The 25745-nt window shown below is 59.7% G+C and carries 25 protein-coding genes; 16 read left to right on the forward strand and 9 right to left on the reverse strand.

Annotated elements, in window-relative coordinates; translation table 11 throughout:
* Together ruvB and GOX63_RS06280 are read left to right on the forward strand one after the other, a co-directional pair.
* On the forward strand, positions 1-1020 hold the full coding sequence (gene ruvB / locus GOX63_RS06275) for a Holliday junction branch migration DNA helicase RuvB (protein WP_170326918.1): 1020 nt from the start codon (positions 1-3) through the stop codon (positions 1018-1020).
* 63 nt (positions 1021-1083) lie between these two features.
* Positions 1084-1707: a hypothetical protein gene (locus tag GOX63_RS06280; protein WP_170326917.1), complete on the forward strand. Its 624-nt coding sequence runs from the start codon at positions 1084-1086 to the stop codon at positions 1705-1707.
* 3 nt (positions 1708-1710) lie between these two features.
* Here the strand turns inward: GOX63_RS06280 and GOX63_RS06285 are convergent, their stop codons facing one another.
* On the reverse strand, positions 1711-3417 hold the full coding sequence (locus GOX63_RS06285; RefSeq protein ID WP_170545161.1) for a SulP family inorganic anion transporter: 1707 nt from the start codon (positions 3415-3417) through the stop codon (positions 1711-1713).
* A 179-nt stretch (positions 3418-3596) separates the two neighbouring features.
* Here GOX63_RS06285 and ybgC point away from each other — a divergent pair, with 179 nt between their 5' ends.
* The 14 genes from ybgC to GOX63_RS06355 all read left to right on the forward strand — a co-directional run bounded on the left by ybgC (position 3597) and on the right by GOX63_RS06355 (position 17171).
* Positions 3597-4022, forward strand: coding sequence for a tol-pal system-associated acyl-CoA thioesterase (ybgC, locus tag GOX63_RS06290; RefSeq protein ID WP_254435877.1), 426 nt, complete (start codon positions 3597-3599; stop codon positions 4020-4022).
* A gap of 107 nt (positions 4023-4129) precedes the next feature.
* Positions 4130-4825: a protein TolQ gene (gene tolQ / locus GOX63_RS06295; RefSeq protein ID WP_170326915.1), complete on the forward strand. Its 696-nt coding sequence runs from the start codon at positions 4130-4132 to the stop codon at positions 4823-4825.
* 1 nt (position 4826) lies between these two features.
* Positions 4827-5303: a protein TolR gene (gene tolR, locus GOX63_RS06300; protein ID WP_170326914.1), complete on the forward strand. Its 477-nt coding sequence runs from the start codon at positions 4827-4829 to the stop codon at positions 5301-5303.
* A 9-nt stretch (positions 5304-5312) separates the two neighbouring features.
* Positions 5313-6410 (forward strand): energy transducer TonB family protein, encoded by a 1098-nt coding sequence (locus tag GOX63_RS06305; protein WP_170326913.1) that lies wholly within the window; start codon positions 5313-5315, stop codon positions 6408-6410.
* Positions 6407-7726 carry a Tol-Pal system beta propeller repeat protein TolB gene (tolB, locus tag GOX63_RS06310; RefSeq protein ID WP_170326912.1) on the forward strand — a complete coding sequence of 440 codons (1320 nt, stop codon included), beginning with the start codon at positions 6407-6409 and terminating at the stop codon, positions 7724-7726. Before GOX63_RS06305 ends, tolB begins: the two co-directional genes overlap by 4 nt.
* An 88-nt stretch (positions 7727-7814) precedes the next feature.
* Positions 7815-8324: a peptidoglycan-associated lipoprotein Pal gene (pal, locus tag GOX63_RS06315; protein ID WP_170445407.1), complete on the forward strand. Its 510-nt coding sequence runs from the start codon at positions 7815-7817 to the stop codon at positions 8322-8324.
* 4 nt (positions 8325-8328) lie between these two features.
* Positions 8329-9153 (forward strand): tol-pal system protein YbgF, encoded by an 825-nt coding sequence (ybgF, locus tag GOX63_RS06320; RefSeq protein WP_170545164.1) that lies wholly within the window; start codon positions 8329-8331, stop codon positions 9151-9153.
* Positions 9150-10403 (forward strand): tRNA lysidine(34) synthetase TilS, encoded by a 1254-nt coding sequence (gene tilS, locus GOX63_RS06325; RefSeq protein ID WP_170326909.1) that lies wholly within the window; start codon positions 9150-9152, stop codon positions 10401-10403. Before ybgF ends, tilS begins: the two co-directional genes overlap by 4 nt.
* Positions 10404-10479: 76 nt before the next feature.
* Positions 10480-12396 carry an ATP-dependent zinc metalloprotease FtsH gene (gene ftsH, locus GOX63_RS06330; RefSeq protein ID WP_170326908.1) on the forward strand — a complete coding sequence of 639 codons (1917 nt, stop codon included), beginning with the start codon at positions 10480-10482 and terminating at the stop codon, positions 12394-12396.
* Positions 12397-12496: 100 nt separating this feature from the next.
* Positions 12497-13072, forward strand: coding sequence for an MOSC domain-containing protein (locus GOX63_RS06335; protein ID WP_170326907.1), 576 nt, complete (start codon positions 12497-12499; stop codon positions 13070-13072).
* A 165-nt stretch (positions 13073-13237) separates the two neighbouring features.
* Positions 13238-14914 (forward strand): formate--tetrahydrofolate ligase, encoded by a 1677-nt coding sequence (locus GOX63_RS06340; RefSeq protein ID WP_170326906.1) that lies wholly within the window; start codon positions 13238-13240, stop codon positions 14912-14914.
* Between the two features lie 58 nt (positions 14915-14972).
* Positions 14973-15278: a chorismate mutase gene (locus GOX63_RS06345; RefSeq protein ID WP_170326905.1), complete on the forward strand. Its 306-nt coding sequence runs from the start codon at positions 14973-14975 to the stop codon at positions 15276-15278.
* 51 nt (positions 15279-15329) lie between these two features.
* Entirely contained in the window at positions 15330-16220 is an 891-nt protein-coding gene (gene folD / locus GOX63_RS06350; protein WP_170326904.1) for a bifunctional methylenetetrahydrofolate dehydrogenase/methenyltetrahydrofolate cyclohydrolase FolD, read from the forward strand.
* A 252-nt stretch (positions 16221-16472) separates the two neighbouring features.
* A complete protein-coding gene (locus GOX63_RS06355; protein WP_367647201.1) occupies positions 16473-17171 on the forward strand; it encodes a LytTR family DNA-binding domain-containing protein in 699 nt (232 codons plus the stop codon).
* Positions 17172-17177: 6 nt separating this feature from the next.
* Here GOX63_RS06355 and pdeM read toward each other — a convergent pair whose 3' ends face one another.
* The 8 genes from pdeM to GOX63_RS06395 form a co-directional block, all read right to left on the reverse strand.
* The gene (gene pdeM, locus GOX63_RS06360; protein WP_170545170.1) at positions 17178-17840 is read right to left on the reverse strand and encodes a ligase-associated DNA damage response endonuclease PdeM; all 663 of its coding nucleotides are present in this window, start codon (positions 17838-17840) and stop codon (positions 17178-17180) included.
* A gap of 41 nt (positions 17841-17881) precedes the next feature.
* Entirely contained in the window at positions 17882-20293 is a 2412-nt protein-coding gene (locus GOX63_RS06365; RefSeq protein WP_170545173.1) for a ligase-associated DNA damage response DEXH box helicase, read from the reverse strand.
* Between the two features lie 40 nt (positions 20294-20333).
* The gene (locus GOX63_RS06370) at positions 20334-21641 is read right to left on the reverse strand and encodes an ATPase (protein ID WP_170326900.1); all 1308 of its coding nucleotides are present in this window, start codon (positions 21639-21641) and stop codon (positions 20334-20336) included.
* 117 nt (positions 21642-21758) lie between these two features.
* Complete coding sequence (locus GOX63_RS06375; RefSeq protein ID WP_170326899.1) at positions 21759-22304, reverse strand: prepilin peptidase; 546 nt, start codon at positions 22302-22304, stop codon at positions 21759-21761.
* A 3-nt stretch (positions 22305-22307) separates the two neighbouring features.
* Positions 22308-23159, reverse strand: a complete 852-nt coding sequence (locus GOX63_RS06380; protein ID WP_170326898.1) for a tetratricopeptide repeat protein — start codon at positions 23157-23159, stop codon at positions 22308-22310.
* A 29-nt stretch (positions 23160-23188) separates the two neighbouring features.
* The gene (locus GOX63_RS06385) at positions 23189-23713 is read right to left on the reverse strand and encodes a tetratricopeptide repeat protein (protein ID WP_170326897.1); all 525 of its coding nucleotides are present in this window, start codon (positions 23711-23713) and stop codon (positions 23189-23191) included.
* 61 nt (positions 23714-23774) lie between these two features.
* The gene (locus tag GOX63_RS06390) at positions 23775-24761 is read right to left on the reverse strand and encodes a type II secretion system F family protein (protein WP_170326896.1); all 987 of its coding nucleotides are present in this window, start codon (positions 24759-24761) and stop codon (positions 23775-23777) included.
* Positions 24762-24771: 10 nt separating this feature from the next.
* On the reverse strand, positions 24772-25740 hold the full coding sequence (locus GOX63_RS06395; protein WP_170326895.1) for a type II secretion system F family protein: 969 nt from the start codon (positions 25738-25740) through the stop codon (positions 24772-24774).
* Between the last annotated feature and the right edge of the window lie 5 nt (positions 25741-25745).

Consider the following 25745-nt stretch of genomic DNA (forward strand, 5'->3'; position numbering starts at 1 on the left):
ATGGTAGATGCCGATCCCACCCTGCGCCCGGACCCGCTGCCCGAGGACAACGACCGAGCGCTGCGCCCTCAGGGGCTGGATGAGTTCATCGGTCAGGCCGAGGCCCGCGCAAACCTGCGCGTTTTCATCCAATCCGCCCGGCAACGGGGCGAGGCGATGGACCACACGCTGTTCCATGGCCCTCCGGGATTGGGGAAGACCACGCTGGCACAGATCATGGCGCGCGAGCTGGGTGTGAATTTCCGCATGACTTCGGGACCGGTTCTGGCCAAGGCGGGTGATCTGGCGGCGATTCTGACCAATCTGGAATCGCGGGATGTTCTGTTCATCGACGAGATTCACCGCCTGAACCCGGCGGTCGAAGAGGTGCTGTACCCGGCGATGGAGGATTTCGAACTGGATCTGGTGATCGGCGAAGGCCCCGCCGCGCGCACGGTTCGGATCGAGTTGCAGCCCTTTACGCTGGTCGGGGCAACCACGCGGATGGGCCTGCTGACTACGCCGCTGCGTGACCGGTTCGGTATTCCGACGCGGCTACAATTCTACACGGTCGATGAGTTGCACGAGATCGTCACCCGCAATGCCCGGAAGCTGGGTGCGCCTGCCGATGATGAGGGCGCACGCGAGATTGCGCGCCGGTCTCGTGGAACGCCGCGTATTGCCGGGCGGCTGTTGCGGCGTGTGGTGGATTTCGCCATCGTCGAAGGCGACGGGCGGATCACTCGGGAACTGGCAGACGGGGCGCTGACCCGGCTGGGGGTAGACAATCTGGGCCTGGATGGTGCGGATCGGCGGTATCTGAAACTGATAGCCGAGAATTATGCGGGTGGACCGGTGGGGATTGAAACTCTGTCGGCGGCCTTGTCGGAAAGCCGGGATTCGCTGGAAGAGGTGATCGAGCCCTATCTGTTGCAGCAAGGTCTGATCCAGCGCACGCCGCGCGGCCGGATGCTGGCGCAAAAGGCGTGGACACATCTGGGTATGGCGGCCCCGAGGGGGCAGAGCGATCTGTTTGGTTGAAGCCGGACGTTAGAGATTTTATGCCTTCGGCGAGAGTAATTTCGAAAAGATGAAGGATTGGGCGTGACCCCGGAAGACATCCAGACGTATTTCACCCGCGAAAGTGGTGAGTTTCTGTTCGCTCGCTGGGGGCGCCCCATTGTGCCGATCGTTTTTGGCGTTGAGGATGAAACTCTGGCCACCGTCAAAGGTGCGTTCGAGGCTGTGGTGACACTGGCCGGGCACAAGATGGCCGAGACCGACCCGGAACTTGGCGCCAATTGTATGGTCTTTTTCTTCCGCGACTGGCAGGAGTTGCTGGAAGTCCCCGATCTGGACCGGCTGATCCCTGATCTGGCGCCTTTGGTGGATCGTTTGGTCGCGGCGGATGCCAACCAGTACCGCATCTTCCGGTTCGAGGAAGACGGCGCAATCCGCGCAGCCTTTGTTTTCCTGCGAATGGACAAGGAATTGTCAAAGGTTCCGGCCGAGACTTTGGCGCTGAGCCAGGTGGTTCAGACGATTTTGCTGTGGTCGGATACCGCGTTCCGGTCTCAGTCCCCTCTAGCGGTGGCCGCGGGCACAACAGTCCTGCGGCCCGACATCGCCGAGCTGATCCGGGCCGCCTATGACCCCGTTCTGCCAGGGGCGGCGCAGGACGCATCCCATGCGTTGCGGTTGTTCGCACGGATGAAACCGCCGCAATAGGCCTCAGGCGGGCGGTTTGTTTGTCGGATGAAACGCCTCGACCAGGGCGTTGCCTGTCTCGAAATAAGCATCCGCCCCGACCAGATCGGTGATCCCGTAGCGGTCGAGTTCTTTTCGAACATTGGGCTCGACCAGCAGAAAGACCAGTTTGATGTCTCTGGACTTTAGCTGTTCGTGGACGCCGCGCAGCGTATAGCCTGCGGTAAAGTCGATATCATCCACGGCAGAGGCTTCGACGCAGAACCAGCGCAGTGGCGGGTCGGATTGACTCACGATCGCCGCCACCTCGTCCGACAGGCGCTGTGTGTTGGCGTAGTACAGGCTGTGGGAAAAACGATAGATCACAAGACCGGGTTCAAACTGGTTGGGCGCGGTGATGGGTTTGGACCGCCAGCCGCCATCGTCGCTTTTGACGATCACTGCATTCTTGGGGCGGTAGCCGTGGCGCGTGTGGTCGATCAGTGACAGGACCATCGCAAAGATAATCCCTTGCTCGACGCCAACGAAAACCACAACAGCAGCAGTCGCAAGCGCGATCCAGAACTCGGACCGGGCCTGTCGGTATATGGCGGCGAGGCCCTTGAGGTCGATCAGCTTGACGCCGATCAGGAATACCACTGCTGACAGCGCGGCGTTCGGCAGGAACGCAAGCGGGCCGGTCAGAAACAGGATCACCACAAGGACAATCGCAACCGTCGTCAATTGCGCGATCTGGCTACGGCCTCCGGCGCTGGCCACCATCTCGGTCTTGGTGGGGCTGCCGTTGACCACGAATGTCCCGGTAAAGGCTGCGCCCAGATTGGCCAGCCCGAGGCCGACAAGATCGGTGTTTTCGCTGAACTTGTCATCGTAGCGCGCAGCGTAGGCGCGCGAGGTCGCCGCGCTTTGCGCCAGGATCACGACAAAGATTGACAGCGCTGTCGGCAGAAGCTGTTTGAACAGCGACCAGTTCCAGTTCACATCGGGCATCGACAGGGCAGGCAGGCCGCCAGGAACTGTCCCCAATACGCCAATGCCGGATGCGCTGAATTGAAAGGCCCAACTGCACAGAATGACGCCCAGTATGGCGAAGAGGGGGCCGGGTAGTTTGGGCGACAGCCGTTTGCACCCGATGACAACCGCCAATACTGCCGCAGACATCACCACTGTCGGCCAGTGAGTCTGGCCGAAATGCTGCGCGACGTCCATGATCTTGGTAATTGTGCCGTGGCCTGCGCCTTCGATCCCCAGCATTCCGGGAAGCTCGCCGGTGGCCACCTGTATACCCACGCCGGTCAGAAAGCCGACCAATACCGTGCGCGACAGGAAATCTGCCAGAAACCCCAGGCCAATTAGGCGCGCAGCGATCAACAGAACCGCCGCCATCAGTGCCAACAGCGAGGCCAGCGCCAGATACTCGGACGATCCGGACACCGCCATGCCCGCCAGCGCCGATGCCGTGATTGCCGCTGTGGCGGAATCCGCTCCGACCACAAGGTGCCGCGATGATCCGAACAGGGCAAACAGCGCCATCGGGATCAGGATCGTGTACAGCCCCGTCACCACCGGAGTGCCGGCGATCTTGGTGTAGCCCATGACCTCGGGGATCGCGAGGCAGGCGAAGGTCAGCCCGGCTAAAACCTCGGCCGGCAGCGTCGCGCGATTGACCGGCAGGATACCCTGCAGGATGGGAAGCGGAAATCTGCCCTCTTTTCCGTGCGATCCTGCCATTCAATCACCTGTTACTTTCATAATTCAATTTTGGCAGGTTAGTCGGCAAAGGACGGGATTTCGATACCGAGGACCGTGTAACTCGAAATTTGTAGTCTCGCGGGGATTGCACGACTGCTGACGCGGGTGCATCTGTTGGAGGGGGCTCGCCCCCGAGCCCAATGATAAGTTTTGATTGAATGACCGGATTTGTAGCCATGGCCGAAAGCACTGCAGCGCAAGACACGCATATCTACCGGGTCCGGGTTTATTATGAAGACACCGACATGGGCGGTGTGGTCTATCACGCGAATTATCTGAAATACATCGAACGTGCCCGGTCGGACTTTGTGCGTCGTCTGGGCAATGACCAGAACGCCATGCGCGACGACGGGGTCGTCTGGGTCATTCGGCGGATCGAGGCGGACTATCTGGCCACTGCCAAGTTCGACGATGAACTGACCATCGAAACTCAATTCCTGTCCCGCTCGGGCGTGCGGCTGACCATGGGGCAGTTGATAAAGCGGGGCGAGACTGAGATTTTTCGCGCCACCGTCACTGCAGTTTGCATGAACGCGCAGGGCAATCCGGTGCGGCTTCCGGCAGAGATTCGCGCATTGTTGTAACAAATTGCGGCGCGGGGGTGGTTCTGTTGGCTTTTCAGGACCATCTGGGTTAGCGTTTGACAAAACAAGGCCAAACCAACGGCCATCAGGCAAAAAAGAGCAGGTTCATGGAAGCTGAAACGCTGGCGCTGGCGCAGGAGATCGATTTCTCCATGTGGGGGCTGTATGCCCGCGCGACATTTATCGTCAAACTGGTGATGCTGATGCTGGTTGGCGCATCAATCTGGTCCTGGGCGATCATCATTCAGAAACTGATCAACTACCGCGCGGCTCGGCGTGAGGCGCAGGGGTTTGATGAAAGCTTCTGGTCCGGAAACCCTCTGGATGAGTTGTTCGAACAGATTGGCACCCAGCCCGATGGCAGTTCGGAAAAGATCTTTGCCGCCGGGATGATCGAATGGCGACGGTCGCATCGCACCGATGGCGGGCTGATCGCCGGGGCTACGGCGCGGATTGACCGCTCGATGGATGTGGCCATCGCGAAAGAGGCAGAGACACTACAAAAGGGTCTACCCATTCTGGCGACGGTTGGTTCGACCGCGCCGTTTATCGGCCTGTTTGGCACCGTTTGGGGAATCATGAATGCCTTCATCGAGATTGCCGAACAGCAGAACACCAACCTCGCCGTTGTGGCCCCCGGTATTGCCGAGGCGCTACTGGCCACCGGTCTGGGCCTGCTGGCGGCAATCCCGGCGGTGATCTTCTATAACAAGCTCAGCGCGGATAGTGATCGGATCGTAAACGGCTACGAGGCGTTTGCGGACGAGTTTGCCACCATCCTGTCGCGCCAGCTGGACAGCTGACATGGGCGCGGCGGTTCAGCAAAACGGCGGCGGCAACGGGCGCAGACGCGGACGACGTCGTGGCCGCGCGCAGCCGATGGCCGAGATCAACGTGACGCCCTTTGTGGACGTGATGCTAGTGCTGCTGATCATCTTCATGGTGGCGGCCCCATTGCTGACCGTGGGTGTGCCGGTCGATCTGCCGAAAACGGCGGCCAGCGCCTTGCCCGGCGACAACGAAGAACCCCTGACCGTAACGCTGACCGCGGATGGAAGGGTACAGATTCAGACCACGGATGTTGTGCGTGCAGAGTTGATTGGCAAATTGCGCGCGATTGCGTCAGAACGCAGCAGTGACCGCGTGTTCCTGCGGGCTGATGGGGCGATCCCCTACGCACAGGTGATGCAGATCATGGGCGCGTTGAACGCAGGTGGGTTTTCCAATGTGGGCCTGGTGACAGACACCGGTGGCCCGACGCTGGAAGAAGGTGGAGAGTGAGGCCGCACGGTGGACACCGGCACCAAGATCTCGGCAATTGCCCACGTCGTTTTGATTGGATGGGCCTTCTTCGGCGGTACGTTCCGGTCCGAACCCCTGCCAATGGCTGTGCAGGAGGTGTCGGTGGTCACGGGTGAACAATTCGCCGCGATGACCGCACAGCGCGATGCCCCCGAGGTGTCGACCCCCACCGCCTTGCAACCACCCGAAGCACCCGAGGAAGAGGTGATCCCGCCCGCGCCGGTGGAAGAGGAACTGACCCCTCCCGAGGTCGTGGCGCCCCCGGAACCAGAGCCCGACCCAATACCCGATCCGGTGGAAGCACCGCCCGAACCCGAAATCGTCGAGGAACCCCCGACGCTGGAACAGCCCGAGCCCGTGACCGAAGTGCTTCCCGTGCCGCCGGGCCCCGAGGCGCAGCCGCGCCCCGCCGACAAGGTGGCGCCGGAACCCATCGCTCCACCGCCGCCCGAGGCGCAGCCGGATGAGGTGGAAACGCCCGCCGTGTCGTTGGATGAAGGTGCCGAAACCCAGCAGGAACAACAGGATCAGACCGCCCCGGAAGAGGCGACCGATGAGATCGTGACCGAGGCAGAAGAGACCAAAGACAATGCCCCGCGCACCTCTCCGCGGCCTCGGGTGCGGCCGAACCGGCCTGCACCTACGGCGCAGCCCGAAGTGGCTGAAGAACAGGACCCGACCCCGCCCGAACCTGCGCAGAGCGACACCGCTATCAACGACGCGCTGGCCGAGGCATTGGGACAGGGCAGCGAACCTGTCGGCCCGCCGCTGACCAGCGGAGAGAAAGACGCCATGCGCCTGGCCGTGTCCAAGTGCTGGAACGTGGGGTCCTTGTCCACGGACGCGTTGCAAACCGTTGTGGTTGTTGGCTTTTCGCTGACCCCGGACGGAAAGATCGTTGGGGGCAGCCTGCGCATGATCGACAGCTCTGGCGGGTCCGCCGGAGCGGCGAAACAAGCCTATGAAGCCGCCAGACGAGCAATTTTGCGCTGTGGCACCAAAGGATACACCCTGCCTGCTGACAAATATGACCAATGGCGGGATATTGAGATTACATTCAATCCCGAGAGGATGCGGATCAAATGATGAGATTTCTGACCAGCCTGTTGCTTGGCCTGACGATTTTGGCAGCACCGGTACATGCCCAGAGCGGACCGCTGCGTCTGGAACTGGATCAGGGCATCATCGAACCCTTGCCCTTTGCTGTACCGAATTTCGTGCCCGATGGGCCAGCGGCGACGCAATATGCCAACGACATCTCTCGGGTAGTTGCGGCCGACCTGACCGGCACCGGGCTGTTCCGCGAAATCTCGCCCGAGGCTTTCATCAGCCGGGTCAGCAGTTTCGAGGCGCCGGTTCAATTCGCCGACTGGAAGGCCATCAATGCCGAGGCGTTGGTGACAGGCGCCGTGAATGTCTCGGGCAACCGCCTGACAGTGCGGTTCCGGGTGTGGGATGTGTTCTCGGGTCAGGAATTGGGCAATGGCCTGCAATTTGCGGGCACAACCGATGGCTGGCGGCGCATGGCGCATAAGGTGGCCGATCAGGTCTATAGCCGCATCACCGGAGAGGGCGGCTATTTCGACAGCCGCGTCGCGTTTGTGTCGGAAAGCGGACCCAAGGATCAGCGCCTGAAACGGCTGGCGATCATGGATTACGACGGCGCGAATGTGCAGTACCTGACCGACAGCGCCGCCATCGTTCTGGCCCCGCGCTTTTCGCCGACGGGCGACCGGTTGCTCTATACCAGCTACGAAACCGGCCAACCACGTATCTATGTTTTGGACGTGGACCGTGTCCGCCGGACCGAATTGAAAACGCAGGACGGCACGATGAGCTTCTCGCCCCGGTTCTCTCCGGATGGGCGCTCGATCGTCTATTCGCTGATTCAAGGCGGCAATACCGATCTGTGGAAGATGGATATCGCTTCGGGGCAAAGCGTGCGTCTGACCAACACGCCCGCGATTGAAACCGCGCCCAGCTATTCGCCTGATGGGTCTCGGATCGTGTTCGAAAGCGACCGCTCCGGTACGCCGCAGCTGTATATTATGCCCGCGAACGGTGGTGAGGCGACCCGGATCAGCTTTGGCGCGGGCCGTTATGGCACGCCGGTCTGGTCGCCGCGTGGCGACCTGATCGCGTTCACCAAGCAGAACAAGGGCCGGTTTCATATCGGCGTCATGCGCATCGATGGCAGTGAGGAACGTTTGCTGACCTCGTCTTTCCTGGACGAAGGTCCCACATGGTCACCAAACGGCCGGGTCATCATGTTCACGCGCGAAACGCAGGGAGCCAGCGGGCGGGCCAGCTTGTATTCGGTGGATATCTCGGGCCGGAACCTGCGCCCTGTGCGCACCCCGGATGGCGGCAGCGATCCGTCATGGGGGCCATTGCAGAATTGATCGGGGCAGGGGCTTGGAAAAGTTCACAAAAATCCTGCACTATGCTACAGAGGCGGCAATAAACCGATAAAACAACGAGGCACCTGAAATGAACGTATTGGGCAAAATTCTGGCCTTGGGCACGCTGAGCGTGATGGCCGCATGTACAAACAACGATCCGTCCGCACTGGGCGGTGGTTTCGGAAATGGCGCGAACGGCGCAATCGCACCGGGTTCACCCAGCGATCCGCGCTCGCCGGCCTATTTCCAGCAAACCATCGGCGACCGAGTGTTGTTCTCGGTGGACCAGTCGACTCTGACACCGCAGGCGCAACAGATCCTGCAAGGGCAGGCCGATTGGTTGATGGCGAACCCGGACTATGTGGCCACCATCGAAGGCCATGCGGATGAGCAGGGCACACGCGAATACAACCTCGCTCTGGGCGCACGCCGGGCTAATGCGGCGCGCGAGTTTCTAATCTCGCGCGGGGTGGCGGGCAACCGTCTGACCACCGTCAGCTATGGCAAGGAACGCCCGATCGAGATTTGCAGCACCGAGGATTGCTATTCCAAAAACCGCCGCGCGGTGACGGTGCTGACCGGTTCAACCTTGGGGTAAGACGATGAAAGTTGCAGGATGGGTTCTGGCCGCGGTTGTTGCGACCGCCGGTATGGCACAAGCACAGGATCAGCAGACGCTGGCGGATATCCGGCAGGAGCTGACGGTGCTGCATGTGGAAGTTCAGCGCCTGAAGCGTGAGTTTTCGACCACCGGCTCTCCGGCCCCGAACCTGTCCGGCAGTTCCGTTTTGGAACGGGTAGACGCCATCGAAGCCGAGCTGCAACGTCTGACGCGCCAGACCGAACAGTTGAACCAGCGGGTGCAGAACATTGTGACAGATGGAACCAATCGGATTGGTGATCTGGAATTCCGTCTGGTCGAATTGGAAGGCGGCGATCTGAGCACGCTGGGTGAGACCTCGACCCTTGGTGGAGATACCCAAATCACCGCAGCGGCACCCGCTACGCCAACGACCCCTCCAGTGATAGAACAGGGAGAGTTGGCTGTTGGTGAACAGGCGGACTTCGATGCCGCTGCGCAGGCCTTGGCCGAGGGCAACTTTCAGGCTGCAGCCGATCAGTTCGCGCAGTTCGACACATCGTATCCCGGCAGCCCGCTGGCGCCCGAAGCCAATCTGAAGCGCGGCCAAGCACTGGAAGGTCTGGGTGACACGCGCGAAGCCGCGCGGGCGTTCCTGGCCAGCTTCACCGGTGATTCCGAAGGCGTATTCGCGCCCGAGGCGCTGTTCGAACTGGGTGCTGCATTGGGGCGCTTGGGTCAAACCGATCAAGCCTGTATTACCCTGTCCGAGGTTGGCGTGCGTTTTCCGTCCTCGGCTACAGTTTCCGCCGCCACGCAGGAAATGGCGTCGCTGGGCTGTTCTTGACCGATAGGGCCGATACGCTTCGATCCGAACTCCGCGCGCGGCTGCCCGACCAGCTGCCACCACGTTTGGGTGTCGCCGTCTCGGGCGGTGGAGATTCGGTCGCTCTGCTGCACCTGCTGCATGAAATCACGCAGATCGAACAAACCCAATTGTTTGCCGCTACGGTAAATCACGGTTTACGCCCCGAAGCGGCCGCCGAAGCCGATCACGTGGCCGACCTGGCCGCGCGTCTGGGCGTGCCCCATGAAACGCTGCTGTGGCAGGGCTGGGATGGCGCGGGCAACTTGCAGGATCAGGCCCGGCAGGCACGATACCGGTTATTGACCGACTGGGCGCGACGCAATGACATTCCGGCGATTGCACTTGGCCATACCGCGGATGATCAGGCCGAGACGGTGCTGATGCGGCTGGGCCGGGCGGCAGGAGTCAGTGGCCTTTCCGGTATGCCCTACGCGCGTGATCAAAACGGCGTCACGCTACTGCGTCCGATGCTGAGGATCACCCGGCAAGACTTGCGAGACTACTTGTCGAGGCTTGGTGAGAGATGGATCGAAGACCCTTCGAATCACGATCAGAAATTCGACCGGATCAAGGCGCGCGAAGCGCTGACGGGGCTTGGAGGTCTTGGAATTTCTGCACAATCTTTGGCGCGAGTTGCTGAAAATCTTGCACAAGCGCGTGAGGCGCTGGCGCGCTATACGCAGGAATCCGCGCGTAAGTTTGCCACAATTGAAGGCGGGGATGTCTGTATCGACCGAAACGGTTTTGGACTGCTTCCTGTGGAAATCCAAAGGCGGCTGGTCGTCGGCATCATTGGCTGGATTGCGGGGCAGGGCTATCCGCCGCGCGGGGCGGCCGTTGATCAGGCCGTTACTGCTGTTGGCGCAGGGCAGACGCTGACCCTGGCGGGCTGCCTTCTGATCCCGCATCAGGATAAAACGTGGTTTTGCAGAGAGCTAAACGCGGTGGCAACGGAAACCGCCGCCCCGCAGGAGGTCTGGGATGACCGCTGGGTTTTGACCGGGCCGCTGACTGCAGACGCCGAGGTTCGCGCACTGGGAGAGGCCGGTTTGCCGCAGGTGCCCGAGTGGCGCGCGATGGGCAAACCCCGCCGGGCGCTGTTGTCCTCGCCCGCGGTTTGGAGCGGGGAAAACCTGCTGGCAGCACCTCTGGTCGACTATTCAAACGGTTGGAAGGCTGAATTCGCCTCGCACAGACCCGAGTTTTACTCTTCTCTTTTATCGCATTGAACATGCTTGAATCATCTCTATTTTATAGAGCAACCCGGCAGGTCCCCATCTGCCGAAATCTTTTGGGAGATTTTCCTTGGGCAACGCTCGTAACATCGCCTTCTGGGTCGTTCTGTTTCTGCTGATCCTTGCACTGTTCAATTTCTTCAGCGGTCAGGGCGGAACACTTCAGAGCAATGAAAAAACCTATTCCGACTTTGTCACCGCAGTTGAAGGCGGCGAAGTCAAGAATGTGACGCTGGATGGTGAGCAGATTCGCTATACTACTCAAAGCGGCGCAAACTATGTCACCATCAAGCCCGGCGATGCCGAGGTCACCCAGCTGCTGATCCGGGAAAATATCCCCGTTCAGGCGGTGAAACAGCAGCAATCCGGGTTCCAGTCCTTCCTGATCACGTTGCTGCCCTTCCTGCTGCTGATCGGTGTGTGGATTTATTTCATGAACCGGATGCAGGGCGGCGGAAAAGGCGGCGCGATGGGCTTTGGCAAGTCCAAGGCCAAGATGTTGACCGAAAAGCATGGCCGTGTGACCTTTGACGACGTAGCAGGCATCGACGAGGCCAAGGAAGAGCTGGAAGAGATTGTCGAATTCCTGCGCAACCCGCAGAAATTCTCGCGCTTGGGTGGCAAAATCCCCAAAGGTGCGCTGCTGGTTGGCCCTCCGGGTACCGGTAAAACGCTGCTGGCCCGTGCTATCGCGGGTGAGGCGGGTGTGCCGTTCTTCACCATCTCGGGTTCGGACTTCGTTGAGATGTTCGTGGGCGTGGGTGCATCCCGTGTGCGCGACATGTTCGAACAGGCCAAGAAGAACGCGCCTTGTATTGTGTTCATCGACGAGATCGACGCCGTGGGTCGCCATCGTGGTGCCGGTTACGGCGGTGGTAACGACGAGCGCGAACAGACGCTCAACCAGCTGCTGGTCGAGATGGACGGGTTTGAGGCAAACGAAGGTGTGATCATTCTGGCCGCAACCAACCGTAAGGACGTTCTCGACCCCGCTCTGCTGCGTCCGGGCCGGTTTGACCGTCAAGTCACTGTCGGCAACCCCGATATCAAAGGCCGTGAGAAGATTCTGGGTGTGCATGCGCGTAAGACGCCTCTGGGCCCCGATGTCGATCTGCGCATCATTGCGCGCGGTACGCCGGGCTTCTCGGGCGCGGACTTGGCCAACCTCGTGAACGAGGCCGCGCTGATGGCTGCGCGTGTGGGCCGTCGCTTTGTCACCATGGAAGACTTCGAGAACGCCAAAGACAAGGTGATGATGGGGGCCGAGCGCCGCTCGATGGTTCTGACCCAGGACCAGAAGGAAAAGACTGCGTATCACGAGGCCGGTCACGCTGTGGTTGGTCTGGAACTGCCGCTGTGCGATCCGGTCTACAAGGCGACTATTATTCCGCGCGGTGGTGCGCTGGGTATGGTTGTGTCGTTGCCGGAAATGGACCGCCTGAACTATCACCGTGATGAGTGTGAGCAGAAGCTGGCCATGACCATGGCGGGCAAGGCCGCTGAGGTGATCAAGTATGGCGAAGATCATGTCTCGAACGGCCCCGCTGGCGACATCATGCAGGCCAGCCAGTTGGCGCGGGCCATGGTGATGCGCTGGGGTATGTCGGACAAGGTCGGCAACATCGACTATGCCGAAGCACACGAAGGATATCAGGGCAACACCGCCGGGTTCTCGGTCTCGGCTCATACCAAAGAGCTGATCGAGGAAGAGGTGAAACGCCTGATCCAGCAAGGCTACGAACGTGCCCACGAAATTCTGACCGAAAAGAACGAGGAATGGGAGCGTCTGGCCCAAGGTTTGCTGGAATATGAGACCCTGACCGGAGACGAGATCAAGCGCGTCATGAACGGGGAATCGCCCAGCGAGGGTGATGACGAGGGCGACAAGCCGGATGAAGGCAACGCGCCCAGCGTGACCGCGATTCCGAAGACCAAAGTCAAGAAATCTCCGCCCGATGGCGGGATGGAGCCGGAACCTTCGGCATAACGACATCAGACCCGGGCATTGTCCCGGGTCTTTTTTCTTTCCAATCCGGATCGACTGCCCTCTATTGCCGGGCGAAGGAACGTCAGGGAAAGGGGCAATAATGCCGGTGATGCGCGAGACTGAATATCAGGGCGAAGTGGTCTGGCTGGGCCATGTGCCTGCGGGCGGCTCGATCAGGGCCAACGCGGTCAATGCGCTGGACCTCGGCTTTGCCGGGGATCGGGGCGCGCGGCATGAAGGGGTGAACCGGGCCTCATGCGTACGGATGAAGAACCTGTACCCGCAGGGCACGGAAATCCGCAACGTCCGGCAACTGTCGGTGCTGTCCGCGGAAGAGATCGAGGCGACGGCGAAAGAGATGGGGCTGGGCCAACTGGACCCGTCCTTTCTGGGTGCCAGCATCGTGTTGCGGGGTATTCCCGACTTTACCCACATCCCACCCTCTTCGCGGCTGCAGGTCGCGAACGGCGTCACCATCACCGTTGATATGGAAAACCGCCCCTGCGTGATCCCAGGTCGTGAAATCGAAGCGGATCTGCCCGGGCATGGTGCCGCATTCAAACCGGCGGCACAGGGGCGGCGCGGTGTCACTGCATGGGTCGAACGGCCGGGTGAGTTGAAACTGGGCGACCGGATGACCCTTTTTGTGCCGGATCAGAGGGCGTGGGCACCATAAACGGTGATTGTTTCCGATCTGAAACTGATGAAATGACGCTACGCCGTTTCGCAGCACAATTATGTCGGAATCCACAACCATCCGATTGGTACACAACGGTATGGATTGCGCAGCGCCGACGCATCGCGTCGGTTTTGCACGGCATTCAATCAGGGACCCTGCCCAATGAGCTACAAATCCGACATCGAAATCGCCCGCGAAGCGAACAAAAAGCCGATTCAGGAAATCGGTGCCAAGATCGGCATCGATTCCGCCGATCTGCTGCCCTATGGCCACGACAAAGCGAAAGTCAGCCAGAACTTCATCAACTCGGTTCAGGACCGTGAAGACGGCAAGCTGATCCTGGTCACCGCGATCAACCCGACCCCGGCGGGTGAAGGTAAAACCACCACCACCGTTGGTCTGGGCGACGGCCTGAACCGCATCGGCAAGAACGCGATGATCTGTATCCGCGAAGCCTCGCTTGGCCCGAACTTCGGCATGAAGGGCGGCGCTGCAGGTGGCGGTTACGCGCAGGTTGTTCCGATGGAAGAGATGAACCTGCACTTCACAGGTGACTTCCACGCCATCACCTCGGCCCACTCGCTGCTGTCGGCCATGATCGACAACCACATCTACTGGGGCAACGAGTGCGAAATCGACGTGCGCCGCGTTGCATGGCGTCGTGTGGTCGACATGAACGACCGCGCACTGCGCTCCATCACCGCCTCGCTGGGCGGCGTGTCGAACGGCTTCCCGCGTGAAGCAGGCTTTGACATCACTGTTGCGTCCGAAGTTATGGCGATCCTCTGCCTGGCGAACGACCTGAAAGACCTGGAAAAGCGTCTGGGCGACATCATCGTTGCTTACCGCCGCGACAAAACCCCGGTTTACTGCCGCGACATCAAAGCCGAAGGCGCAATGACCGTTCTGCTGAAGGACGCAATGCAGCCGAACCTGGTGCAGACGCTGGAAAACAACCCGGCCTTCGTCCACGGCGGCCCCTTCGCGAACATCGCACACGGCTGTAACTCGGTCATCGCGACCAAGACCGCTCTGAAAGTCGCTGACTATGTCGTGACCGAAGCCGGTTTCGGTGCCGACCTGGGTGCCGAGAAGTTCATGAACATCAAGTGCCGCAAAGCAGGCATCGCACCGTCGGCAGTTGTTCTGGTTGCCACCGTGCGCGCGATGAAAATGAACGGCGGCGTTGCCAAGGCCGATCTGGGGGCCGAGAACGTCGATGCTGTGGTCAGCGGTTGCGCCAACTTGGGCCGTCACATTGAGAACGTAAAGTCCTTCGGTGTTCCTGTTGTTGTCGCCATCAACCACTTTGTCACCGACACCGATGACGAAGTTGAAGCGGTCAAGAGCTACTGCGCCGAGCACGGTGTCGAAGCGATCCTGTCCCGTCACTGGGAATTGGGTTCGGATGGCTCTGCGCCTCTGGCTGAGAAAGTTGTGGAAATCGTTGAAAACGGTGCTGCGAACTTCTCGCCGATCTACCCCGACGACATGCCGCTGTTCGAGAAAATCGAAACCATCGCCAAGCGCATCTACCGCGCGGACGAGGTTCTGGCCGACAACAAAATCCGCAACCAGCTGCGCGAGTGGGAAGAAGCGGGCTACGGCAACCTGCCGGTCTGCATGGCGAAAACCCAGTACTCGTTCTCGACCGACCCGTCGCTGCGCGGCGCGCCCACCGGCCACTCGGTTCCGGTGCGTGAAGTCCGCCTATCCGCGGGTGCTGGTTTCATCGTGGTTGTCTGCGGTGAGATCATGACCATGCCCGGTCTGCCCCGCAAACCCGCGGCTGAGACAATCCGTCTCAACGAAGAAGGCCAGATCGAGGGCTTGTTCTAAGCCGCCGAATAGGACATCTCGTGGTCCGGGGATATCCCCGGGCCATGAGGAGATCGCAATGCCCACTCTGACACCACCGCAAGACTGTAAATCGATGCAGGAATTGCGGGCTCAGATCGACAAGCTGGATCGCCAACTGATCGAGATGTTGGTGACGCGCGCAGGTTATATTGACCGCGCCTCACAGCTGAAACCCGGCGAGGGCCTGCCGGCCCGCATCCCGGAGCGCGTCGAAGACGTGGTGCAGCGCGTGCGCACAAGTTCCGGTGAACTGGGGATGGACCCCGATCTTGCCGAGCAGCTTTGGCGCATTCTGATTGACTGGTCGATTGCACGTGAAGAACGCGTGCTCGGCCCTGATTGAACACCCGGGCGCCCAGCGCCCGATTTGTTTTTGGAAGGAAGGGATCACAGGATGGTAGCCCAGGTTATCGACGGTAAGGCCTTTGCGGCGAAGGTGCGCGCGCAAGTGGCCGATCAGGTTGCAAAGCTGAAAGAGGAAAACGGCATCACGCCCGGTCTGGCCGTGGTTCTGGTGGGTGAAGACCCGGCCAGCCAGGTCTATGTTCGTTCGAAGGGTAAAATGACCGTCGAGGTCGGCATGAACTCGTACGAGCACAAGCTGGATGCTGAGACCTCGGAAGAGGACCTGCTGGCCCTGATCGACAAGCTGAACAACGATCCGTCTGTGCATGGTATCCTGGTGCAGCTGCCGCTGCCCAAGCACCTGAACGAAGATCTGGTGATCAACTCGATCGATCCTGCCAAGGACGTTGACGGTTTCCACATCTCGAACGTGGGCCTGCTGGGCACCGGCCAGAAGTCGATGGTTCCCTGCACCCCGCTGGGCTGCCTGATGATGCTGCGCGATCACCATGGTTCGCTGTCGGGCATGGACGCGGTTGTCATCGGTCGTTCGAACATTGTGGGCAAGCCGATGGCGCAACTGCTGCTGGGTGACAGCTGCACCGTCACCATCGCGCATTCGCGCACCAAGGACCTGCCGGACGTTGTGCGCCGCGCTGACATCGTTGTCGCCGCTGTTGGCCGCCCCGAGATGGTTCCGGGCGACTGGATCAAGGAAGGCGCCACCGTGATCGACGTGGGCATCAACCGTATCGAGCGTGACGGCAAAAACAAACTGGTCGGTGACGTCGACTACGCCAGCGCGGCCGAGCGTGCTGGCGCGATCACCCCGGTTCCGGGTGGCGTTGGTCCGATGACCATTGCCTGCCTGCTGGCCAACACCCTAACTGCCTGCTGCCGCGCAAACAGCCTGCCAGAGCCCGAGGGCCTGACGGCCTGATCCGCAGCGCATTGCCAGCAATTTGGGGCCGAGGGGTGGAAACATCCCTCGGCCCAATTGTTTCAATATCCTCGCGTTAACTTTTAAATCTCGGGGTTTGAATGTATTGGGTTCAATGATAGACAAGTGAATCCAGCCGGTTACGTGTGTTATTGCGAGTCTCCGGGGTTTGCGCTGGGCCCGTAGGCTTATTGTTGAGTAGGTATGAACAAAATACTGAGCCCAATTCTGGCCGGGGCCACGTTGCGCAAAGTGATCGCCGTCCTTGTCTTTCCACCTTTGTTGGCCTCTGCTTTTCAACCGTTCTCAGCCATTGATCTGACCTTTTCTCAACGCCTGGTGTTTTGGGTCGGGGTCGTGGTGCTGGCTTTGTGTGTGACATGGGTCGCCAGACAAGTGACGCGGACCTGTTTTTCAGATTTCCATTTTTCCTGGCGCGAAACCACGCTGGTTCTGGTCAATCTAGCGCTTTTCGTTCCGGCCCTGTGGGTGCTGTCTTACTTGTTGATCACCTTCAATGGACAACAGGCCCCCGGCTTCTTGTCAGTGGCACCGTACGGGGCGCTGTTTGTCACAGGGCTGGTGCTGGTTAAGGGGCACAGGCAGACAGATTTATTGCCTGCTGACGTTGAACCTGTACCACCGCGGCTGGCAAAGCGTCTGCCGGAAACGTTCCAAGGTCATATTTACCGCCTAACTGTCCGGGATCACGCTGTTGACGTTGTGACATCCGAGGGAACCTTCACCATTCGGTCCCGCTTTAGCGATGCGATCGCCGAGATGGAGTCTGTGCCAGGCCATTGTACGCACCGCTCGCACTGGGTGGTGGATGAGGCCATCACTGGGGTTGAGCGGCAGAGTGGTAAGACCTATTTGCGGCTGAAGAACGGTGACTTGGTTCCGGTTAGCCGAAAATACAAACCAATGCTTGAGCAGGACGGCGTCATCTGAGCCAGTTCACCTCGGCATGGGAATGATTTGCGGCTGCGGGCCGGTCAGGATGGCTATAGCCTGATCGTCCATTAATGCGTTTAACGCGTGATCCGAACTGTGCAGCCCACCGGTATAGGTGCCGTAGGCGGGTAGGATCAGCCGCGTCTGATCGACCAGAAAGGCAGGGCGTGTGATCGCACGTCCGCGTGCCCGCAATCGGGCCTTCGGGTGATAGTGCCCGGACACTTCGGCTTGGGCCTCTGCCTGGGCGATATGTCGAAAGATCAGTGGGCCAATATTGCATTCAGACAAGTGTGTCCCGCCCAGATCAATCGGGCCGGGGTCGTGGTTACCTTCGATCCAGATCCAGCGACGGCCTGCTTGTAGGGCAGTTATATCCCGTTTCTCATCCGCCCCCATCGCCATCGAGGCATCCAGATCGTCGAAGCTGTCGCCTAGGCAGATCACGGTGCCCGGGTTTGTTTGCGTGACGTCGGCTGTCAGACGGGTCAGCGTGTCCTGACTATCATATGGCGGCAGGGTGGGGCCTCCGCGCCGGGCGATACGCTCGGACTTGCCCAGATGTAGGTCAGAGACACAGAGCAGCTTCTTCTCGGGCCACCAAAGCGCCCCGGACCCCAGCGCGCTGAGGGCCTGCCCCGCAAAAGAAAACGTAATGCTGTTCATGATACGTTCTTTGCGTGTTTCGATCCAAGGCGCAAGTGGTATCAGCCGGGCTCCAACCCTGCGGCCTGCAACAGCCGCGCGCTCTCTTCGGCCAAAAGGCGTTCCTCGGCGGCGCCTTTGACCGGAACCTTGCCGACTTCAAGAAACAGCGGCGCTGCAAGCGGTGAGACGCAGTCCAGCCGCAATAGATCGATCCGGTCTCCGATGCGGTCTACCATCGCCTCGATCCGCCCGAAATCCACCAGCCCGCGCATGGCCTCTTCTCGGGTAATCTGCATCAGCAGGTGGTCGGGGTCGTATTTCAGCAGCGTGTCGTAAAGGATGTCTGAGGAAAACGTCGCCTGACGCCCGCTTTTGCGTTGTCCGACGGTATTGCGTTCGATCAGCCCGGCAATCGTGGCCGAGGCTCGAAAGGTCCGTTTCATAACCGCGTTGCCGGCCAGCCAGGTCTCAAGCCCATCGCGCAGAGCATCCAGTTGAAACAGCGGGCGCGGATCGGTCACCGCATCCAGCCCCCAGATCAGGGTGGCATAGTCGGTGGCTACAAAGCCCAGCGGGGCTAGCCCGGTTTCCTCCATGCGTTTGGTTAGCAACAGGCCCAGCGTCTGTTGCGCGTTGCGCCCGGCAAAGCCATAGACGCACAGGTTTTCGCGACCGTCATTGGGAAAGCTCTCGATCAACAGACGATCGCGTTGGGGCAGGCGGGAGATTTCCCTTTGTAGGGATAGCCAGTCAGCTGTGTGTGCGGGCAGTTGCGGCCAGTCGGGTTGCGCGAACATGCGCAGGATGCGGTCGCTCAGCTGCGTGGAGGTGGCGAATTTCGTGCCCGAGAAGACAGCCACCTTTGGCTTTCGGTCCGCGCGGCGGCTGACCTCGACCACCATTTCGCGCAGACCTTCATAGCGAACGATCTGCCCCCCGATCAGAAACGTGTCACCTTGGGTGAGCGAGGCCGCAAAGGCTTCTTCCACCTCGCCCAAAGGCTTGCCCCCGCGATTGCGCTTTAGGCGTACCTTTAGCGTGTCCGTGTCCTGAATGGTGCCAAGATTCATGCGAATGCGCTGCGCCGCGCGGGGATCGCGCAATTGCCAGCGGCCATCGGCGCGCTGTTGCAGCCGTTGCCAGCGGTCATATGCCCGCAGGGCGTAGCCTCCGGTGGCGCAGAACTCCAGACAGGCATCGAACTCGGCGCGGGTGAGGTCCGCGTAAGGCCCAGCTGCGGTTATTTCGGTGAACAGCGTATCCGCGTCGAACGGGCCTGCCGCCGCTGCGATCAGGATATGCTGACACAACACGTCGCGGGGGCCCGGGCCGCGCGGCTCTCCGTCCAGATCATGCGCCTTGGCGGCCTCGAGCGCGGCGACGCATTCCACCACCTCGAACCGGTTTGCAGGCACCAACAAGGCCTTGGAGGGCGCGTTGTAGCGGTGGTTCGCCCGCCCGATCCGCTGTACCAAACGTTTGACGTTCTTCGGCGCCCCGATCTGGATCACCAGATCGACATCTCCCCAGTCGATGCCCAGATCCAGAGAGCCGGTGCAGACGATGGCGCGCAAGTCGCCGCGGACCATGGCGGCTTCGACCCGTTCACGCTGTTGCCGATCCAGACTGCCGTGATGGATGCCAATGGGCAGGCCGTCTTCGTTGGCGAGCCAGAGGTTGTGAAAGAATATCTCGGCCTGCGCGCGGGTGTTGTGAAAGATCAACGTGGTCTTGTGCTGTTTGATCTGTTCCAGCACTGCCGGGATCGAATAAGCTGCTCCGCCGCCAGACCAAGGGGGTATTTCCTGAGTTTCCAGCATCCGGATGTCGGGGTCGGGGCCGGGGTCGGCCTGCACGATCTGGCAGGGACCGGGGTGCCGAGCCAGAAACCGCGCGATGGAATTGGGGTCTTCGACCGTGGCCGACAGCCCGACACGGCGCAGGTCAGGGCAGAGAAATTGCAACCTGGATAAAGCCAGCATCAGCTGATCGCCGCGTTTGCTCTCGGCCAAGGCGTGGATTTCATCGACAATCACCCTCTGGACGCCCGCAAACATCCGGGGCGCGTCCTCATACGAGGTCAGCAGGGCGAGGCTTTCCGGCGTGGTCAGCAGGATATGCGGCGGGTCCACGCGCTGGCGTTTCTTCTGCGTGGCCGAGGTATCTCCGGTGCGGTCTTCGATTCGGATGGGCAGGCCGATCTCATCCGCGGGGCCGCGCAGGTTGCGTCGGATATCAGCGGCCAATGCCTTTAGAGGGGAGACATAGATGGTGTGCAGGCCCGCATGGTCTGACTCGGCCAATTCAGCCAAAGTTGGCAAAAACCCCGCCATGGTTTTACCGCCACCAGTCGGCGCAATCAGCAACGTGGCCGGGTCTGAAGCCCGGTCGAACATGTCCTGCTGATGGGGGTGGATCGACCAGCCTTTGGCGGCAAACCAATCGGTGATCCGGGCGGGAATCTGCGTCATGGTCGCATGATTACCTGCCCGGGATCAGAATTGCAGGGGGTCAGTGAATGATCTTTTCTTCTCGGACAAACATATTGGCCCAGGCGCGGTCGATAAGATCGGGGCTCATCTGATAAGGGATGCCCTCGAACTCGCAGATTGAGATCATCTGGTCGATCAGGAAGATCGGCTGATAGTTCGCGTAGATATTGTTGATGGTCGGGTACTTGACCTTTAGCAGATGCACCAGCGCCGCCTCATCCAGCGGCATACCGCGTTTGCGGGCCACCATTGCAAAGATTTTCAGGAAGTTCTCTTGGTTTGGGCCGTCGATCTTGATCTTGAAGAAGATCCGGCGCAGGGCCGCTTGGTCGAAGATTTCGTTGGGGTGGAAGTTGGTCGAGAAGATGACCAGCGTGTCGAAGGGGACCTCGAACTTTTCACCCGATTGCAGGCCGAGGATATCCTTTTTCTCTTCCAGAGGAACAATCCAGCGGTTGATCAGAGCCTGCGGCGGCTCCTGTTGACGGCCAAGGTCATCCACGATGAAGATGCCGCCGGTCGATTTCAGCTGCAACGGGGCCTGATAGGTTCGTGCGGTGGGGTTGTAGACCAGATCCAGCATGCTCAACGACAGTTCACCACCCGTAACAACGGTCGGGCGTTCGCACTGAACATAGCGGGTGTCGAACCGTTTGCGGCGGCGCAGGCTGTTGGGATCATCGGGTTCCTGCTCGACCGCTGTGTGCACGATCGGGTCATAAACGGTGATCACCTGACCGGCATACTCAATGGCATAAGGCACATAGACATTGTCCCCCAGCGCATCCTTAATACCGTTCGAGATCGAGGATTTACCGTTGCCCGGCGGGCCGTACATAAGGATCGACCGACCGGCGCTGACGGCGGGGCCCAGATGGTCCAGCAGGCTGTCGGGCAGAACCAGATGGCCCATCGCGCCTGTCAGCTGGTCTCGGGTCACCTGAATGTTGCGGATCGACTGGCGTTTGACCTGTTCGCGATAGACATCCAGCGGCACGGGCATGGCGCCGAAATATTCCGACTGGCTCAGCGCGTCCAGCGCACGGGCCTTGCCGGCATCAGTCAGCTGATAGCCCATCTCGTTACCGCTGTTGGCGTTCAGCGTACCGGTGGCCTCGATCAGCTTTTGCTCGCGGGACATGTCGATCAGTTCCTGCGTGACGGAACCTGGCAGACAGACCGCAGCGGCAATCTCGGAAACGGTGTCCACATTCTTGCGGAAGATCGTTTTCAACAGGATGTCGCGCATCATGACGATGGGCAGTTTCATTTCGCCCAAACCCTTTGGGGCAGGGGGGGCCATTACCGAAGTCGTCTGCATATTCATGAGCGTTGCCCGTCTATCCAGTTTTCGCGCCAAAGGCCCTGTAAAGGGCCGCTAGCGGAAAATCTGGCCCGGCTTTGTGTCAGCACCAAGGCACGGACAAGGCGGCTTAATGATAGTTTACGAGCCGTAAACAGTGCCGAGAATCAGGTAGAGGGCAAGGCTGCCGCCCAGAGAAAGACCCATCGGAATGTGTCTGGCTCTGGTCCAGCTTTTCCAATCCGGTGCAAAACTCCGCAGCCCCGTGAAGCTTGCCAGCCGGTGGGTTACCAAAGCTGCCACATTCATCGTCGCCAGAATAAGAACCACCAGAAAATAGTCGCCGGGCCAGATAAAAGGCGAGGCCGCGGCCAGAAACTTGGCGTCCCCGGCCCCCATTTGGCGCATCAGGTAGAACAGGATACCAATGGCCAGAGCTGGTACGACATGCAGCAAATGCCAGATGTAAGGGGGCAGCGAGATCGACCAGGGGCCGACGGTGGCGCTTGACCACGTGGTCGACCAAGGTGGGAGAACGAACAGACCGCCGATAACGAACACCGCAAACAGCGCGTAGACTGCCTGGTTCTTGATCTTCATGGCGCGCAAGTCCGTGAACGTCACGTACAGGCAGATCGGCAGAACGAAGGGCAGAAATAACAGTGCCGCATTCGCGGGAATGTTCATCTATCAGGCTTCCTCAAGCGCACGCAGCGAGCGGACGGCCTCGTCATAATGCTGAGGATGCGTGGCGATGGCTTCGCGGAAAAGGTTCTTGGCTGTGGCCACATCCCCTTGTTTGACCGCGGAAATCCCCATCGTGTTCAACAGCATGGCGCGCTCAACCTGAGTCATCGGAACAACCGGCAAACTGTAGTTGCCCTGTGCGGCCCGGGCCAAAACCAGATTGTTCTTGGCGGTGAACAGGCTCTTGTCCTGCTGGATCGCTTCGGTGAACAGGCGTTCGGCTTCGGCATACTGGCCGCGTGTCAGCTTGGAGTAACCCCAGTTGTTCATCACCCCGCCGGGGCGTGTGGTCAGGCCGACCGCGGTTTCATAGAAATGATCGGCGCGTTTCCAATCCTGCTTGGAGTCCGCCACTACCGCTTCGAGGCGATAACGCTTGAAGGTTTCATAGGTGGGCGGCACGGAATCCAGAACGGTTCTGGCTTGGCTCCAGTTACCGGCACGAACAAGGGCGTCGGCATATTCGACTTTGTCGACATTTGCGGCGCCCTTCATGGTCGTCACTTTTTTCCAAGCGGCGGCGGCCTCGGTCGTGCGTTTCGCGCGGGAAAGAGAAATTGCCAATCCGCGCTGCAGGTCGATCCTGTCGGGGTTTTTGGCTGCTGCGCCCTGGAAATAGGTGACTGCCTCATTCGGGTCCGCAGCAGTCAGTAGCACTTCGCTCAGGTTAGTCTCGTCAATGACGTTGACCTCCTGATAGGTGCGCTCGACTTTTTCTTCCTCGGTTTCCCTTTCGCAGGCAGACAAAATCAACCCGCACATGACCATTGGCGCAATCAAGAATTGTTGGCGCATTTTTGCGTCCCTTACTGCTCTTGCCTGTTTTATGGGAGCTTGCGCAGCGTGTATTGCCCGTCGCCTTGCCGCTCCAACGTATATTCTTGTTCTTCGGCCGTATTATTAACAGGATTTTCCATTTTTGCGAGTGCTAAGCGTAGATTGTCTCGGATTGCGTCACTTTCGCCATTGTCCAGCGCGTAGGCGCGTTTAAAGACCTGCGCGGCCTCGGGGTATTCCCCTGTTTCGATTAGCAGAACGCCGAGATTGTTCCATGCGACGGACCATTCAGGGTCATTTTTCACAGCTCGACGTAAGAGGGTCTCGGCCTGCCCCAAGCGCTTGAGCCCCAGGTTTGCCGTGCCCATCGAGGTCAATATCTCCGCCGTCATCCCCTGATCCAGTGCGGCGCGGGTGAAGGAATCCAACGCCAACTCGTATTCTCCGGCGGCCATCAACCGATTTCCAACCAAGATTTCGTCTGCGCCCTTGCCCTTCGGGTCAATCCCGGGGGCATCCAAATCATCCGTTGTACCCGTATCAGTACAAGAGGCCACCATGGCGATCACCATGGCGGCCCTTAGTGTGTGGCGTATTCCAGAGCGGATACGCCTGAAGCTGAACGTCGCGGGCTTATCCGCCAGCACTGTTTCCAAAATCTGCGATCCCTTTTGCCGAAGGTCCGACCAGAATGACCAGCAAAGGCGGCACCGTCAGCATCATTGTGGCAAGTGTCATCTTGGTTGGCAACTTGTTCGCGGCCTCTTCGGCCCGCATCACGCGTTTGTCACGCATCTCGCTGGCATAAACCCGCAAAGCGTCGGCAATTGATGTACCGAAAGTTGCCGATTGGATCATGACGGTCACAAACGAGCTGACATCCTGAACACCACAACGGGTTCCGAAATCGCGCAACACCGTGTCCTTGTCCTTACCGGCTTTCATTTCATGAGCGACAACTTCGAACTCCTGCGCGATATCCGGGTACGAGGTGCTCATCTCGCGGGCGACGCGTACGATGGCCTGGTCAAGTGACTGACCGGCTTCGACGCAGACCAGCATAAGGTCAAGCGTGTCGGGGAAGCCCGCGGTGATCGCCTCTTTCCGCTCTTCGACGCGCCGGGTGACCCAGTAGCGCGGCAGGAAATACCCTGCAGCCGACGGAATCAGTACGCGAATTGCCATTTGGCTTCCGGTGAATTCCTCCCCGCCCGACAGCACCGTCACCAACATCACTCCGACCAGGATGCCGACAATACCCAAGGCAAACTGCGCAAAATGGAAAAACCGCACCGCATCTTTCGAGTGATACCCGGCCTGACGCAATTTGAGTTGCATCGCAGACAGTTCTTCTTCGTTCTGCGGTTCAAGGAAGGTGGCGAATTTCTGCAGCTGCTCGTTGCGGCTGGAGTTGCGGAGCCTGTCCTTTTTGGGCTTTTTTTCCGCCTTGGGGGCAGCAGTTGATCTCTGCAGCTTTTTCAGCGGGTCCTCTGGCTGTTTCAGCATCAGAGAAACGGCGATCACGATCATGACAAGCCCCAGAACGCCGATAATGATCAGCGGTCCGAACTCGCCCAGGTATTGTTTGATCAGGTCATTGATTGGGGTCAGGAATTCCATTGCTATGCCCTCAGACCTTAATGTTGGTAAGAACCCGCATCACAATCAGGTTCAGTGTCAGCATGATGCCGACAAAGAAACACAGCGGGATGAACAGGGGGTGGTCGATCACGTCGTCATAGTAGTTGGGGTCGGTCACAAGAATGAACAACAGGCAAAAGACCGGGAAACCGGACAGGAATTTGCCGGACCATTGAGCCTCGGCGGTGATTGCCTTGACGCGCCGGAACAGGCGGAAACGGGCACGGATCACCTTGGCCAGACCGGCCAGGATTTCGGCCAGGTTACCCCCCGACTGTTGCTGAATCCCAACGGCCACCGACAAAAAGCGGAGATCCTGCATTCCCAGACGCTCTGCCATGTCTTTCAAGGCCTCACCCACGTCACGGCCATAGGCACATTCATCAGCAATGATGCCAAATTCGGTGCCCAGCGGATCCTGTACTTCGTTTGCAACGATCTGGACAGATGACACGAACGGGTTTCCCACACGCAGCGAACGGACCATCAGTTCAACCGCATCCGGCAGTTGCTCTTCCATCAGGGCCATACGTTTTTTGGCTTTGCGGTTAACCCACGTGTAAACGCCGCCAACACCGATAAAGACCGACAGAGCGACACGAAGAGCCATATCCGTCGCTGTGCCAATGCTGAGGCCCACGAAAGCAAAGCCAGACAACAGCACCATAACCATGATCAGTTGTCGGGGTGTGAAGGCGATCGCGGCCTTTTGCGCCTTGTCGGCCAGCAGCGAATAGAGCGGGATGCTCTGCGTCTTCAAATGCTGCTGCATTTCCTTGCGCAGCTGTTCCAGAACCTCTTCCCGCCCGGCACCTTTGTCGAGCATGTCGAGACGGCGGTTGACCTTGCTGTTCAGGCTGATGGATTTCCCGAAGGCCACCAGATAGATGCCTTCGACCAGAAAGAACACCGCGATGAAGATCACGACATATATGAGCGCCTCAACAGGCAGTTGCATATCCA

The sequence above is a fragment of the Ruegeria arenilitoris genome, from assembly GCF_013031355.1.
Taxonomy (GTDB): domain Bacteria; phylum Pseudomonadota; class Alphaproteobacteria; order Rhodobacterales; family Rhodobacteraceae; genus Ruegeria; species Ruegeria arenilitoris_C.